13 protein-coding genes are annotated in these 13,803 nt (G+C 71.0%); 4 read left to right on the forward strand and 9 right to left on the reverse strand.

Annotated elements, in window-relative coordinates; all coding sequences use genetic code 11:
* Positions 1-84 precede the first annotated feature (84 nt).
* The 4 genes from ACZ45T_RS08310 to ACZ45T_RS08325 form a co-directional block, all read right to left on the reverse strand.
* Positions 85-1,275: a lipid-transfer protein gene (locus ACZ45T_RS08310; RefSeq protein ID WP_468438678.1), complete on the reverse strand. Its 1,191-nt coding sequence runs from the start codon at positions 1,273-1,275 to the stop codon at positions 85-87.
* Positions 1,272-1,733 carry a Zn-ribbon domain-containing OB-fold protein gene (locus tag ACZ45T_RS08315; RefSeq protein WP_468438680.1) on the reverse strand — a complete coding sequence of 154 codons (462 nt, stop codon included), beginning with the start codon at positions 1,731-1,733 and terminating at the stop codon, positions 1,272-1,274. The genes ACZ45T_RS08310 and ACZ45T_RS08315 overlap by 4 nt, the downstream gene beginning before the upstream one ends.
* A 62-nt stretch (positions 1,734-1,795) precedes the next feature.
* Positions 1,796-2,134, reverse strand: a complete 339-nt coding sequence (locus ACZ45T_RS08320; RefSeq protein WP_468438682.1) for an Mpo1-like protein — start codon at positions 2,132-2,134, stop codon at positions 1,796-1,798.
* A gap of 13 nt (positions 2,135-2,147) precedes the next feature.
* Complete coding sequence (locus ACZ45T_RS08325; RefSeq protein WP_468438684.1) at positions 2,148-2,831, reverse strand: M15 family metallopeptidase; 684 nt, start codon at positions 2,829-2,831, stop codon at positions 2,148-2,150.
* A gap of 23 nt (positions 2,832-2,854) precedes the next feature.
* On the opposite strand from ACZ45T_RS08325, the gene ACZ45T_RS08330 reads away from it, so the two are divergent.
* Positions 2,855-3,364: an NUDIX domain-containing protein gene (locus tag ACZ45T_RS08330; RefSeq protein WP_468438686.1), complete on the forward strand. Its 510-nt coding sequence runs from the start codon at positions 2,855-2,857 to the stop codon at positions 3,362-3,364.
* A gap of 51 nt (positions 3,365-3,415) precedes the next feature.
* Here ACZ45T_RS08330 and ACZ45T_RS08335 read toward each other — a convergent pair whose 3' ends face one another.
* Positions 3,416-3,613: a hypothetical protein gene (locus ACZ45T_RS08335; protein WP_468438688.1), complete on the reverse strand. Its 198-nt coding sequence runs from the start codon at positions 3,611-3,613 to the stop codon at positions 3,416-3,418.
* A 177-nt stretch (positions 3,614-3,790) separates the two neighbouring features.
* On the opposite strand from ACZ45T_RS08335, the gene ACZ45T_RS08340 reads away from it, so the two are divergent.
* Positions 3,791-5,203, forward strand: coding sequence for a hypothetical protein (locus ACZ45T_RS08340; RefSeq protein ID WP_468438690.1), 1,413 nt, complete (start codon positions 3,791-3,793; stop codon positions 5,201-5,203).
* Here ACZ45T_RS08340 and ACZ45T_RS08345 read toward each other — a convergent pair.
* Complete coding sequence (locus ACZ45T_RS08345; RefSeq protein ID WP_468438692.1) at positions 5,188-7,569, reverse strand: glycoside hydrolase family 31 protein; 2,382 nt, start codon at positions 7,567-7,569, stop codon at positions 5,188-5,190. The genes ACZ45T_RS08340 and ACZ45T_RS08345 overlap by 16 nt on opposite strands.
* Before the next feature lie 221 nt (positions 7,570-7,790).
* Here ACZ45T_RS08345 and ACZ45T_RS08350 point away from each other — a divergent pair, with 221 nt between their 5' ends.
* Positions 7,791-9,767: an acetoacetate--CoA ligase gene (locus ACZ45T_RS08350; protein WP_468438694.1), complete on the forward strand. Its 1,977-nt coding sequence runs from the start codon at positions 7,791-7,793 to the stop codon at positions 9,765-9,767.
* A gap of 63 nt (positions 9,768-9,830) precedes the next feature.
* Positions 9,831-10,751, forward strand: coding sequence for a hypothetical protein (locus ACZ45T_RS08355; protein WP_468438696.1), 921 nt, complete (start codon positions 9,831-9,833; stop codon positions 10,749-10,751).
* A gap of 119 nt (positions 10,752-10,870) precedes the next feature.
* On the opposite strand, the gene ptsP is transcribed toward ACZ45T_RS08355, so the two are convergent.
* The 3 genes from ptsP to ACZ45T_RS08370 all read right to left on the reverse strand — a co-directional run.
* On the reverse strand, positions 10,871-12,541 hold the full coding sequence (gene ptsP / locus ACZ45T_RS08360) for a phosphoenolpyruvate--protein phosphotransferase (RefSeq protein WP_468438698.1): 1,671 nt from the start codon (positions 12,539-12,541) through the stop codon (positions 10,871-10,873).
* A gap of 74 nt (positions 12,542-12,615) precedes the next feature.
* Complete coding sequence (locus tag ACZ45T_RS08365; protein ID WP_451568428.1) at positions 12,616-13,065, reverse strand: PTS sugar transporter subunit IIA; 450 nt, start codon at positions 13,063-13,065, stop codon at positions 12,616-12,618.
* A gap of 300 nt (positions 13,066-13,365) precedes the next feature.
* On the reverse strand, positions 13,366-13,803 hold a 438-nt coding region (locus ACZ45T_RS08370), incomplete at its 5' end, for a hypothetical protein (RefSeq protein WP_468438700.1).

Consider the following 13,803-nt stretch of genomic DNA (forward strand, 5'->3'; position numbering starts at 1 on the left):
GGGGTCCCGGTCGCGGCGCGGGACCGTGGAGCGAGTGTGAACCTGCCGCCGGGGGCCGTCAAGCGTTCGGACAGCACGAGCTGTTCAGCGCACGGCGACGACGGCCGACCCGTGCCCGAACAGTCCCTGGTTGGCGGTGATCCCGGCCCGTGCCCCCGGCACCTGCCGGTCCCCGGCCGTACCGCGCAACTGCCACGTCAGCTCGCACACCTGGGCGATGGCCTGGGCCGGCACCGCCTCCCCGAAGGAGGCCAGCCCGCCGCTGGTGTTGACCGGGATCCGGCCGCCGAGTGCGGTGGCCCCCTCCCGCAGGAGCTTCGCCCCCTCGCCCTGCGCACACAGCCCGATGTCCTCGTACCACTCCAGCTCGAGGGCGGTGGACAGGTCGTACACCTCGGCGAGGGAGAGGTCCTCCGGACCGGTCCCCGCCTCCTCGTACGCGGCGCGCGCGATCGAGGACCGGAACGATCCGGCCGCCGGCGCCGCGGCCACCGCCGAGTCGGTGGCGATGTCCGGCAGGTCCAGCACGGTCCGCGGATACGTGGGCGTCACCGTCGAGACGGCCCGGATCCGCACCGGATCGGCCACCCCGCGCGAGCGGGCGAAGTCCATGCTGGTGAGCACCAGCGCCGCGCCCCCGTCGGAGGTGGCGCAGATGTCGAGCAGCCGGAGCGGATCGGCGACGACCGCCGAGGCCGCGACCTCCTCGGCGGTGACGGGCCGGCGGTAGCGGGCGTGGGGGTTGAGCACCCCGGCCGCCGCGTTCTTCACCTTGACCTGGGCGAAGTCCTCCGGGGTGTCCCCGTACACGGCCATCCGGCGGCGGGCGTAGAGCGCGAAGTAGGCCGGGTTGGTGGCGCCCAGCACACGGAAGCGCAGCCAGTCCGGATCGTCCGGCCGGTCGCCGCCCGCCGGCGCGAAGAACCCCTTGGGTGCGGCGTCCGCGCCGACCACGAGGACCACGTCGGCCAGGCCCGCCAGGATCTGCGCGCGGGCCGCCCCGATGGCCTGGGCCCCGGACGCGCAGGCCGCGTACACGCTGGTCACCCGGGCGCCCTGCCAGCCGAGCGCCCGGGCGAAGGTGGCGCCGGCCACGTAGCCGGGGTATCCGGAGCGCATGGTGTCGGCGCCGACGATCGACTGCACGTCCGTCCAGTCCAGTCCGGCGTCGGAGAGCGCCGTCCGCGCCGCGGCCCGCCCGTATTCGACGAAGCTGCGGCCCCACTTGCCCCAGGAGTGCATCCCGGCCCCGAGGACGGCGATGTCGGCGCTCACCGGGCCCCTCCCGCCGGCTTGAACTGCCAGGTGGTCCAGGCCGTCCCGCCGTCGGCGTCCTCGTTCAGCACGCCGCCCACCACCTCGACCTCCATCCCGACCGCCAGATCGGCGATGCCCACGCCGGGCGCCGCCTGCCCCAGCACGACCATCCCTTCGGCCTCCAGCTCCACCGCGACCAGCGTGTACGGCTCCCAGGGCGCGTCCGGATCGGACACGTACGGGGCGGGCGGCCGGTAGCGCCCGTCCGTGTAGGACCAGACGCGGCCCCGCGGGGACAGCGGCACCTCGGCGAGCTCGCCACCGCCGGGGCAGTGCGGATTGCGGCAGTACGCGTCCTCGCGGGGGAAGAACACCGCGGTGCAGGCGGAGCAACGGGTGCCGAGCAGCCGGAAGCCGCCGACCGACGCGTCCTCGGTGAACCACCCGCTCACGACGGGTGTACGTGTGAGTGCCAAGACCCCTCCCATGCCAAAGAACTGACGGATCGTCAGAAGTTTGTCACGGGAGGGCGGCCGGGTCACCCGTTCTCGGCGAGCCACTTCCGGGCGATCTCGCCCAACTCCGCGTCCCGCCCGGCCAGCATCATCCGGATCATCTGCGCGTCCCCGCGCAGCGACCATCCCGGATTGCCGAAGCTCGCCGGATTGTTTCCCTCGATGAAGAAGTGCGCGGGCCAGGCCGTCCCGTACCCGATGAGGGGAAGGGCGGCGAGGTAGCGCCCCCGCCCGCGCGCGAGCCCGTAGGCGGTCAGGGCCAGGCCGGTGAGGGTGCCGGTGAGGTGGACCCAGCGGGTGGCGGCGCGGGAGTGCATCGCGACGTAGTACGGCCAGAACTCTTCGTACGTACTGAAGGTCATGCGGGCACGGTACTCACGGCCGGACGGCGGCGACAGCGACCGGGAAATCGAAATACGTGTCCGGGTACACCTCCGGCTTGTACGTGAAGTGCCACCACTCCTCGGGAAGGTTCACGAACCCCTCCTCGCCCAGCACCCGCTTGAGCAACTGCCGATTTGCGCGAGGGGCGCCCGTGACCCGCGGATCATCGGTGTGCGACAGCGGATCGAAGAAATCGAAGCGCGTCCCCATGTCGACCTCCCGGCCCGAGAGTTCCTCCAGGGTCACGTCGAGCGTGCTCCCACGGCTGTGCCCGGACTTCTCCGCGATGTATCCGTCGGGAATCAGCCGGCTCCGCTCCACGTTCGGATAGAACTCGGCCTTCGCCTCCCGGTCGTCCGGACCGTCCTCCCCGCGGGCCCACGACACGAACCGGTCGACCGCCCGCTGCGGCCGGTAGCAGTCGTACACCCGCAGCGAGTACCCCTGCCCGAGCAGCCGCCGCTGGGCCCGCCGCAACGCCTCGGCGGCGGGCCGGGCGAGCAGGCACACCGGCTCCTCGTAGCCGTCCACCACCCCGCCGGTGAAATTCCGCGCACCGGCATACCGCATGTCCTGCCGGACGCTCGGATCCACCTCGCGCAGCGCGGCGAACCTGGGCGGGGCGGACCCGCCGGCCAGCACCGCGAGCACTCCCACAACAGCCGTCGTCCACATACCCCTTGGCATACCATCGCGGGATGCCGGCACAGCTGAAGGACTCGCACTGCTCCACCTGCGGAGCGCCGTACGGTACGACCACCTGGCCCCGCACCTGCACCTCGTGCGGCGCGACCGCCTACCGCAACCCGCTGCCGGTGGCCGTCGCCCTCCTCCCCGTCGAGGACGCGGACGGCACCGGCCTGGTCGTCATCACCCGCACGATCGAACCGGCCCTCGGCGGCATCGCCCTGCCCGGCGGCTTCATCGACTTCGGCGAGGACTGGCGCGACGCGGTCGTCCGCGAACTCCGCGAGGAGACCGGCATCACGGCCCTGGCCTCGGACGTCACCCTGGCCGACGCCCTGAGCTCCCCGGCGGGCCACCTCCTTCTCTTCGGCCTCCTCCCGCCCCGCCCCGCCGCCGACCTCCCCCTCTCGAAGCCGACGGACGAGACCACGGGCTGGCACATCCTGCGCACCCCGTCGGTCCTAGCCTTCCCCCTCCACACCCAGGCAGCAGCCTCCTGGTTCGCGGGCCGCTACGCCTGACGACCGCGACGCCGGTGGTCGTGGGGCCGGGGTGCCACGACTCGAAGGGATTCAGTCGATCGGTTGGCCGTTGTGCTCGCCATCGACGCAGATCCACGAGCCTTTGGTGGACTCGTACTCCACCGTTCCGCCGCCGTCCATGCACGTCTGCCCGTCGATGGCGGGCACGGCAGCCTGCGCCACAGGAGCCATGGTGCCGAGAACGATCAACAGTGCGGCGGCGATGAAACCGGAAAGTCGTGTACGCATCAGGACCTCCGACAAGGGCGAGCGACACGGTCGTCATCAGCTTCACCCCACACGGCGTCCAGGGCGCACCCTGTTACTCCATTCGGGTGACGGCTGCGCCCCCGTCACTGCACGGGAGGCGCTCCCGGGACGCGCGCTCCAGGGGCGTCCGCCCAAGTGCAGGAGCAGGCTGATGCCATGGAGAACCAGCCTGCTGTGGTCGTAGGGCCACCGGATGACATCGGCTTGCGGAAAGTCGTGATCGACGGAAAGCCCGTGCGAAAGGTGTGGTGCCCCCGCGAACTGGAGAAAGTCCTGCAGCGTGCCGGGGTGGCACCCGATGCCGACATCGAATGGCGCGGCGGGCACGGTTCTGTCTGGCCGGCCCGGAATTGGGGGCGGCGCATTACCGGCACGATCATGGCAGTTGGCTTCCTGGCGACTGCAGCCATGTGCACCTGGATAGGCGTGAAGGACTCCCTTGATGCCCTTACCTTCGCCGGTCGGGTAACAGGATTCATTTTCCTGTTCATGGCCGTCGTGGAAGTGATCGCCTTCGCGGCTGTTTTCGACTATTGGCGTAAGCGGAGATTGAGGTACTCGGGTCCGGTCCTTCTGCTCGGGGCATTGATCGAACTTCTTGTCGGTTCGGTGCTGCTCCTGATGTACATCGCCAACAGGGGCAGGCCGTCATACGCGCTGTGTTTGCTGCTCTGGATAGCCCTCGTGCTCTGCTCTTCATGGGGTCTGTGGATACTCTGCCGCCGCCGGGTGTGGAAGGCGCTCCGTTATCCTGGGCGAATTGCGATCGGGGCGATCGTCTCCACCCTCCTCGTCATCACCAACTTGGCGTATACGCAGGTCTACCTTCCCTCGATGTCGCGCCCGCTGGTGCAGGGCGCAGCCGAGATCGGGAAGCCGAGTTTGAACAGGGACGGGACGAAGATGTACCTGCGCGTTCGTCTGAGTCTCAAGAACTCCGGCCAGGTTCCGGTCCACATCCTCGGCAGCATCTACTGGATCCATGCCAAGCTCGCGAGCGATCCGAAAGACAGGTACAAACTGCTCAAACCTGGTGAGCTGGTCAAGCCGCCGGGGCGGGAGTTGAGTCCGCAGGAGGTGATTTCGGAGGATGTGGTCATCGAGATCCCAGACCCCGGAAAGCTTGACCGTGAATATGAAGCAGTCACGGCCCAGGTCGAGGCTTACGCGTTCAGGCAGGACAGAATGACGCTGGATGCTGATTATGAGAAGTCCGGGAAGTGGCGGGGGAAGCTCAAGAAGGAAGGAAAGGACGACGAACCTCCGGGGCCCCTGCCGGCCAACAAGGGGGAGTACTTCAGATATCAGGCCGACATCTCCCAAAGCAGTGAGCTCCTGAACATGACGCGAGGTCGGGAGCGTGTGACGGTCTGGTGGTTGTACCGCTCAAAGCCGGTCGTCTATGTGGGTGTTGCGAGTCCGGCTGAAAGGAAGGCCATCGACCTCAACGATCCCGAAGAACAGCGGCAGGCTGTTGATCGGTACGGTCTGGCATTCGTGCGTGGCTCGATGGCCCAGACGCCGTACGCGCAACTCCTGAAGGAGGCTCAAGCTCAGCGCCCGCGCTGACCCTGACTACGTACGCCCACCCCCCGCACCACCACACCCTCCACCACGGCCCCCGCCTCGTCCTCCACCACCACCGCGTCCCCGGCCCACCGCACGGTGTACCGCTCGACCCGGCCCGCCTCGAACCCCGGACCCGGGTCCCGGATCACCACCCCGCCGCCCGTACGCCCCCGCGCCGGCGCCCACACCTCCAGCTCCACCCCACCGTCGCCGGAGGCGCCCCGCACCGGAAGCACCGCGCCCGCCCGCGCCAGCACCGGGATCCGCCCCTGCGGGGCGTCCAGCAGGATCTGCCCGGGCCCCTCGTGCGCCGCGCCGGTCGCGGTGTCGTACCACCGGCCCCGCGGCAGCCGTACCGCCCGCCGGTCCGCCCCGCACTCCAGCACCGGCGCGACCAGCAGCGCATCGCCCAGCAGGAACGCGTCCTCGCAGTCCCGCAGCCCCCGCTCCTCCGGCGCCCCCCACCACACCGGCCGCACGTACGGGGCCCCCGTCCGCCGCGCCAGATGGGCCAGCGTCACGAAGTACGGCCGCAGCCGCTCCCGTTCCGCCAGCACCGCCCGGGCCTGCTCCTCGACCTCCGGCCCGAACTGCCACGGCTCCCGCCGCCCCGCCCAGATCGCCGAATGCGTCCGGAACAGCGGCAGGTAGGCGCCCAGTTGCAGCCACCGCACGTACAACTCGGGCGAGGGCGAACCGCCGAAGCCGCCGACGTCCGGGCCCGAGTACGGCACCCCGCACAGTCCGAGCCCCAACACCAGCGCCAGCGAGGCCCGCAGCCCCTCCCAGCTGCTCTCCACGTCACCCGACCACGTGCCCCCGTACCGCTGCATGCCCGCCCAGCCCGACCGGGAGAACAGGAACGGCCGCTCGTCGGGCCGCAGCCGGACCAGGCCCTCCCAGCCCGCCCGCGCCATCCCGAGCGCGTACACGTTGTGCCCCTCGCGATGGTCCCCGCCGGCGCCGTCCATCGCGTGCCGGGCCGACCGCGGCAGCGAGGCGTCCCCGAACGCCGCGAAGGACACCGGCTCGTTCATGTCGTGCCAGAAGCCGGCGAAGCCCCGCGCGAGCCGCTCCTCGTACAGCCCGCCCCACCACTCCCGCACCCCCGGATCCGTGAAATCCGGGTACGCGCACTCGCCCGGCCAGACCTCACCGCGCACCTCCCCGCCGCGCGCGTCCCGTACGAAGGCGCCGCCCCCTCCCACCGTCAGCCCCGACGCGTGCACCGCGTCGCCGGCCTTCACCGCCGGGTCCACGATCGAGACGAGCCGCACCCCCAGCTCCTCCAACTCCCGTGCCAGCCGCGGCAGATCCGGGAACCTCTCCTCGTCCACCGTGAACACCCGGTGCCCGTCGTAGTGGTCGATGTCCAGATGCACGGCCGCCAGCGCCAGCCCGCGCGCCGCGTACCCCGCGACCACCCGCCGCACCTCCGCCCCGCTCCCGAACCCCCAGCGCGCGTGCTGGTACCCCAGCGCCCACTCCGGCGGCACCGCCGGCGCACCCGTCAGCCCCGACCAGCCCTGCAACACCCGCGCCGGCGTCCCCACCAGCACCCAGCACCGCAGCGGCCCGCCCTCCATGCGCACTTCGCTCGCCCCCGGACGGTCCGGGCCCGAACCCGCCCCCTCCTCGCCCTCGCGCAGTACGACCCGGCCGTCCCAGGAGTTGTCGTGGAACGCCAGGTGCGTCCCCGCGTCCGCGACCACCAGCTGCACCGGCATCGTGAGGTACAGCGGGTCGACACCCGGCCCGAAGCCCCCCTTGGGGTCCGTGTTCCACAGCCGGTACGCCCCGTCGCGCAGCCGCGGGCCCGACGCCCGCCCGCCCAGCCCGAAGAACCGGGCGTCCGCCGGCACCTCGCTGCGCACCGACCACCGGGCCCCGCCCATCCGGGGATCCACCGGCTCCCACCAGCGCGGCGGGGACTCCCGCCGCAGCACCGTCCCGCCCGGGGTGCGCACCTCCACCGCCCCGTTCCGGGACACCGCCACCGTCACCCGCTCCGACACCACCCGCCAGCCGCCCCCGGTGTCCGGCTCCAGCACGGCCCGCGGATCCGGCTCCGGCCCGCTGCCCACCACCGCGTACGAGGGCGTCGGCCCGGCCCCGTCCCAGCCCCAGAACACCGCGCCGCCCGCCATGACCCGTACCACCAGCTCCGCGCGCGCGAACCGCAGCACGCCCCCGCCCGGCAGCGGCTCCGTACCGGTCAGCAGCCCCGGCACGCGCGCCCGCTCCGCGCCCCGGCGCGGGAGCCCCACCGCGTCCGCGCGCCGGTGGCGCCAGGCCGAGAGGAAGGCGCGCCGACCGCGCTCCGTACCGATGTCCTTCACCGCACGCACCAGATCACGACCGTTCATGCCGCTCACCCTGCCACCGGGCCCCGGCCGCGGGGACTGCGTTCAACTGCCGTTCACCCGGGAGCGAACCCCCGCGGCGGTCACCCGACCGGCCAGGGCAGCCCTGGTGCAGCGGTCGATCACATGGCATCGTCCCTGTGAGCCGCCGCGTGCACACCCCCCGCGCGATGGCACCGTACGCACACGAAGCGCGAGCCGCAGACTTGACCGGGAGCCGACCCATGACCTCAGCCACGCAGCCGGAACCCCTCTGGGCGCCGGGCCCCGACCGGATCGCCGCGGCCCGGATCACCGCCTTCCAGGCCTGGGCCGCGACCCGCTTCGGAGCCCCCGCGGACGGCGGCTACCCGGCCCTGCACAGCTGGTCCGTCGACGAGCTCGACACTTTCTGGCAGGCCGTCGCCGAGTGGTTCGACGTCCGCTTCACGACCCCGTACACCTCCGTGCTCGCCGACCGGTCCATGCCCGGCGCACGCTGGTTCACCGGAGCCACCCTCAACTACGCCGAGCACGCCCTGCGCGCCGCCGAGGACCCGGCCCGCGCCGCCGAACCCGCCCTGCTGTACGTGGACGAGACCCAGGACGTCACCCCCGTCACCTGGGCCGAGCTCCGCCGCCAGGTCGGGTCGCTCGCCGCCGAACTGCGCGCCCTCGGCGTACGCCCCGGCGACCGGATCAGCGGCTACCTCCCCAACATCCCCGAGGCAGCCGTCGCGCTCCTCGCCACCGCCGCCGTCGGCGGCGTCTGGACCTCCTGCGCCCCCGACTTCGGCGCCCGCAGCGTCCTCGACCGCTTCCAGCAGGTCGAGCCCGTCGTCCTGTTCACCGTGGACGGCTACCGCTACGGCGGCAAGGAGCACGACCGCCGCGACACCGTCGCCGAGCTCCGCGCGGAGCTCCCGTCCCTGCGCGCCGTGGTCCACATCCCGCTGCTCGGTACGCCGGCCCCCGCGGGCGCCCTCACCTGGTCGGACCTGACCTCCGCCGCCACCCAGCCCGTCTTCGAGCCGGTCCCCTTCGACCACCCCCTCTGGGTCCTCTACTCCTCCGGCACGACCGGCCTCCCCAAGGCCATCGTCCAGTCCCAGGGCGGCATCCTCCTCGAACACCTCAAGCAGCTCGGCCTGCACTGCGACCTCGGCCCCGAGGACCGGTTCTTCTGGTACACCTCCACCGGCTGGATGATGTGGAACTTCCTCGTCTCCGGCCTGCTCACCGGCACCACGGTCGTCCTCTACGACGGCAGCCCCGGCTATCCGGACACCGGCGCCCAGTGGCGCATCGCCGAGCGCACCAAGGCCACCTTGTACGGCACCTCCGCCGCCTACGTCATGGCCTGCCGCAAGGCCGAGGTCCACCCGGCCCGGGACTTCGACCTCTCGGCCGTCAAGTGCGTGGCCACCACCGGCTCCCCGCTCCCGCCCGACGGCTTCCGCTGGCTCCACGACGAGGTGGCCGAGGACCTGTGGATCGCCTCCGTCAGCGGCGGCACCGACGTCTGCAGCTGCTTCGCCGGCGCCGTCCCCACCCTGCCCGTCCACATCGGCGAACTCCAGGCCGCCTGCCTCGGCACCGACCTCCAGGCGTGGGACCCGTCGGGCAAGCCGGTCACCGGCGAGGTCGGCGAGCTCGTCGTCACCAACCCCATGCCGTCCATGCCGATCCACTTCTGGAACGACCCCGACGGCAGCCGCTACCGCGACAGCTACTTCGAGATGTTCCCGGGCGTCTGGCGCCACGGGGACTGGATCACCATCACCGACCACGGCTCGGTGATCATCCACGGCCGCTCCGACTCCACGCTCAACCGCCAGGGCGTCCGGATGGGCTCCGCTGACATCTACGAGGCCGTCGAACGCCTCCCCGAGATCAAGGAGTCCCTGGTCATCGGCTTGGAGGAGCCGAACGGCGGCTACTGGATGCCGCTCTTCGTCCACCTCGCCCCCGGCGCCACCCTCGACGACGACCTGCGCGCCCGCATCAAGGCGACGATCCGCGAGGAGCTCTCCCCCCGGCACGTACCCGACGAGATCATCGAGGTCCCCGGCATCCCGCACACCCTCACCGGCAAGCGCATCGAGGTCCCCGTCAAGCGCCTCCTCCAGGGCGCGCCCCTGGCCAAGGCGGTCAACCCGGGCTCCGTCGACAACCTCGACCTCCTCCACTTCTACGAGGAGCTGGCCCGCACCCGCGGCTGAGGTCACTGTCAGTGGTCGTGATTACTCTGAGTGAGCAAATGATTGCAGCACTCAGGGGGAGCCATGCCACGCAAGAACGACACCGGTACCAACAGGACCCGCACCACCGCCAGGCGCCGCACACTGCGCCGCGAGGTCCCCAGCACCGTCGGCCTCCTGGCCGACGCCGGGGACTTCGCGGCCATGCGCGACTACCGCAGTTTCACCTTCGACCACCACGACGACTACAGCGACTACCTGCGCCACGTCGACGGCCTGCTCCGGTCCCTCGCGGCCCAGGGCATCCACACCACCGTCGCCCTCTTCGATCCCGAGGAATACGCCGACTTCTGCGCCGACAACGGCCTCGACCCGGACACCGCCGAAACCCGCACCCGCTTCACGGCCGAACTCGCCGGCAGCGGCGCCGTACTGCCCTACAGCGGCCAGCCCATCGACGAACTCGTCCCGCTCCTCGTCGACGAGGCGGTGCGCCAGGCCACCTGGGAGTACGCCACCACCCTCCTCGCGGGAGTCGGCACCTGCGCGGACTGCGGCGAGGACATCGGCCAGGCCTCCTTCGACCGCGCCTCCGACGCGCTCAAACGCCTCGTGGCCGGCGCCGGACCCGGCCACCACCACTTCGTCTGCAGCATCCCGACCGAGGCGGAACAGCTCGTCGCCGTCCTCCACGCCGACACCACCGGTGATCCGGACGCGCCGCCCCGGATCGAGGGCCGGGACGGGCTCGACTTCGTGACCGTGCTGGCCGCCGGGCTCGCCCTCGGCGGACCCGGGGGACTGGTGGCGCGCAGCACCACCGAGGGCCACCGGGACCGGGTCCACGGCTGGCGCCTGGACCGGGGCCGCCTCACCGCCCTGTCGGCCGCGGCCGTCTTCAACGCCTACTGCACCGACGCCGACACCGGAGACCCCGTCGCCCCCGAACCGGGCGTCGAATACTGCCCCGGTTACGAGGTCGACGACCCCGGGCCCCACCACTAGGGCCTGTCTTTCGGATCAGGCCGGGCCTGATCCGAAAGACAGGCCCTAGGCGCCCGCCCGGACGACCGAGGGGCCCTCGCCACCGGCGAGGGCCCCTCGATCCACAGCACACCGTCCGGCTACTCCCCGGACAGCACCGCCTGGGCGGCCACGCGGGCCTCCTCGGCGCTGTCCGCCGCGCGAGCGGCCGCCGCGGCACGCTCGCACTGGGCCAGCGTGTACTTGGCGAGCGTCGCCCGCACGTACGGAATCGAAGCGGCACCCATCGACAGGGAGGTGACACCCAGACCCGTCAGCACACAGGCCAGCAGCGGATCGGAAGCGGCCTCACCACAGACACCACAGCTCTTGCCCTCGGCCCTGGCGGCGTCGGCCGACATGGCGATGAGGTCGAGCAGCGCCGGCTGCCACGGGTCCTGGAGCCGGGAGACGGCGCCGACCTGACGGTCGGCGGCGAAGGCGTACTGGGCCAGGTCGTTGGTGCCCAGCGACAGGAATTCGACTTCCTGCAGGATGGAGCGCGCCCGGAGCGCGGCGGAGGGGATCTCCACCATCGCGCCGAACTTCGCCTTGAGCCCCGCTTCGCGGCAGGCGTCCGCGAAGGCCTTGGCGTCGATGCGGTCGGCGACCATCGGTGCCATGACCTCGAGGTAGACCGGCAGACCCTCTGCCGCCTTGGCCAGCGCGGTGAGCTGCGTACGCAGCACGTCCGGGTGGTCCAGGAGCGAACGCAGCCCGCGGACACCCAGCGCCGGGTTCGGCTCGTCGCCCGGAGTCAGGAAGTCCAGCGGCTTGTCGGCGCCGGCGTCCAGCACGCGCACGACGACACGCCCCTCGGGGAAGGCCTCGAGCACCTTGCGGTACGACTCGATCTGCTTCTCCTCGGACGGCGCCTTCTTGCTGTCGTCCAGGAACAGGAACTCGGTGCGGAACAGACCCACACCCTCGGCCCCGGCCTCGACGGCCGCCGGCACGTCCGCGGGACCGCCGACGTTGGCCAGCAGCGGCACCTTGTGACCGTCGGACGTCGCACCCGGACCGGACGAGGCGGCGAGCGCGGCCTTGCGCTCGGCGGCCGCGGCCTCCAGCTCGGCCCGCTTCTCCGGCGACGGGTCGACGAACAGGTCACCCGTGCTGCCGTCCACGGCGATCACGGTGCCCTCGGCGATCTCACCGGCACCCGGCAGCGCCACGATCGCCGGCACGCCCAGCGCCCGCGCGAGGATCGCGCTGTGGCTGGTCGGCCCGCCCTCCTCGGTCACGAAACCAAGGACGAGCGCCGGGTCGAGCAGAGCCGTGTCGGCAGGAGCCAGGTCCCGCGCGATCAGTACGTACGGCTCGTCGCTGTCGGGCACACCCGGCATCGGCACACCGAGCAGCCGCGCCACGATGCGGTTGCGTACGTCGTCCAGGTCGGCCACCCGGCCGGCCATGTACTCCCCGGCCCCCGCGAGCAGATCGCGGTAGGCGGCGAACGCGTCGTACACCCCGCGCTCGGCGGTGCTGCCGACGGCGATCCGCCGGTCGACGTCCGCCATCAGCTCGGGGTCCTCAGCGATCATCGCCTGAGCCTCGAGCACGTGCTGGGCCTCGCCACCGGCCAGCTGGCCCCGCGCGATCAGGTCGGCCGCCACAGCGCTCACGGCCTGACGGGCGCGCCCCTGCTCGCGCTCCGCCTCGTCCGCGGTGATCTGCTTGGCCGGCGGCTCGAGAACAGCCGTGCCCATGTGCCGCACCTCGCCGATCGCCACACCGTGGCTCACGCCGACGCCTCGCAGCGTTGTCTCCATTTCACCCGTCTCCGATTGAGCGGCGGGCCGAGCCGCCGCGGTGGATGTCCGACTCGCCTCTGCGGGCGGAAGCGTCACTGCCAGCTGAAGAGCGCGTCGTCAGCCTTCACGTCGCCGGACTCGACGACGTCGGAGAGGGAGTCGGCCGTCGCCTCGAGAGCCACGACGGGACAGATCGCCGACTTGCCGGCGGCCTCGACAGCAGCGGGGTTCCAGCGGATGACGGCCTGGCCGCGGGTGACGGTGTCGCCCTTGTTGACGAGCAGCTCGAAGCCCTCGCCGTTGAGCTGAACCGTGTCGATGCCGAGGTGCGTGAGTACACCGTGGCCCTCACCGTCGACGACTACGTACGCGTGCGGGTGCAAGGAGACGACCACCCCATCGACGGGGGACACCGCCTCCGAGGGCTCACGCACAGGATCGATAGCGGTGCCCGGTCCCACCATCGCGCCGGAGAACACCGGATCGGGCACTGCCGCGAGTCCGATGGCGCGCCCGGCAAGTGGGGACGTCACGCTGGTCATGGGGGCCTCCCAGGGGTGGGGCTCATCGTGTCGCCGTCACTGCCTGTTGCGAACGGCGTACTCTTCAGAAGGATAAGTCACTAGATGTTCGGGTTCGCCCGTATGTTGGTCTCGATCACGGGCTGACCCTTAGGCACGGAGACTAGTGGACTAGACCGGTGGACTAGACCATACGCCTGAATCGATTTGCTTGGGCACCACGGGGCCTGTACTGTCGTGACTCCTGCCAGGACGGCTCGTGTGAACTTCTCGCGAACGCCGGATGGACGGGACTCCTCCTCTTCAGCATTGATCTTGATCTCAGTCTCCTTTTTGCATGCCCTTTTGGGAATGCGGAGAGTGGTCAGAGAGATGGAAATTCGCTGATAGAGTCGGAACCGCCGGAAAGGGAAACGCGAAAGCGAGAACCTGGAAAGCGCCGAGGAAGTCGGACACGAAAGAGTCTGATAGAGTCGGAAACGCAAGAACAGAACGAAAGCCCGGAGGAAAGCCCCAGCCAATGTTGCTGCGGGTGAGTACAAAGGAAGCGTCCGTTCCTTGAGAACTCAACAGCGTGCCAAAAATCAACGCCAGAAGTTGATACCCCGTCCACTTCGGTGGATGAGGTTCCTTTGAAAAAGACCTGTAAGGCTCCGGTTTCGGGGTGCTTGCAGGCAACAACACAGCGAGGACGTTGTGGCGCACCGGTCTTATTCCGACATGGTGTGCCCGCTCTAAGTGTGTGTGCACCCGATTACG

It is taken from the genome of Streptomyces sp. NPDC030995, assembly GCF_055571215.1.

Coding starts and splice junctions, on each gene's coding strand:
- ACZ45T_RS08340 (WP_468438690.1), top strand. CDS start 3,791: ATGGAGAACCAGCCTGCTGTGGTCGTAGGGCCACCGGATGACATCGGC.
- ACZ45T_RS08325 (WP_468438684.1), bottom strand. CDS start 2,831: ATGTGGACGACGGCTGTTGTGGGAGTGCTCGCGGTGCTGGCCGGCGGG.
- ACZ45T_RS08345 (WP_468438692.1), bottom strand. CDS start 7,569: ATGAACGGTCGTGATCTGGTGCGTGCGGTGAAGGACATCGGTACGGAG.
- ACZ45T_RS08320 (WP_468438682.1), bottom strand. CDS start 2,134: ATGACCTTCAGTACGTACGAAGAGTTCTGGCCGTACTACGTCGCGATG.
- ACZ45T_RS08335 (WP_468438688.1), bottom strand. CDS start 3,613: ATGCGTACACGACTTTCCGGTTTCATCGCCGCCGCACTGTTGATCGTT.
- ACZ45T_RS08330 (WP_468438686.1), top strand. CDS start 2,855: ATGCCGGCACAGCTGAAGGACTCGCACTGCTCCACCTGCGGAGCGCCG.
- ACZ45T_RS08355 (WP_468438696.1), top strand. CDS start 9,831: ATGCCACGCAAGAACGACACCGGTACCAACAGGACCCGCACCACCGCC.
- ACZ45T_RS08365 (WP_451568428.1), bottom strand. CDS start 13,065: ATGACCAGCGTGACGTCCCCACTTGCCGGGCGCGCCATCGGACTCGCG.
- ACZ45T_RS08350 (WP_468438694.1), top strand. CDS start 7,791: ATGACCTCAGCCACGCAGCCGGAACCCCTCTGGGCGCCGGGCCCCGAC.
- ptsP (WP_468438698.1), bottom strand. CDS start 12,541: ATGGAGACAACGCTGCGAGGCGTCGGCGTGAGCCACGGTGTGGCGATC.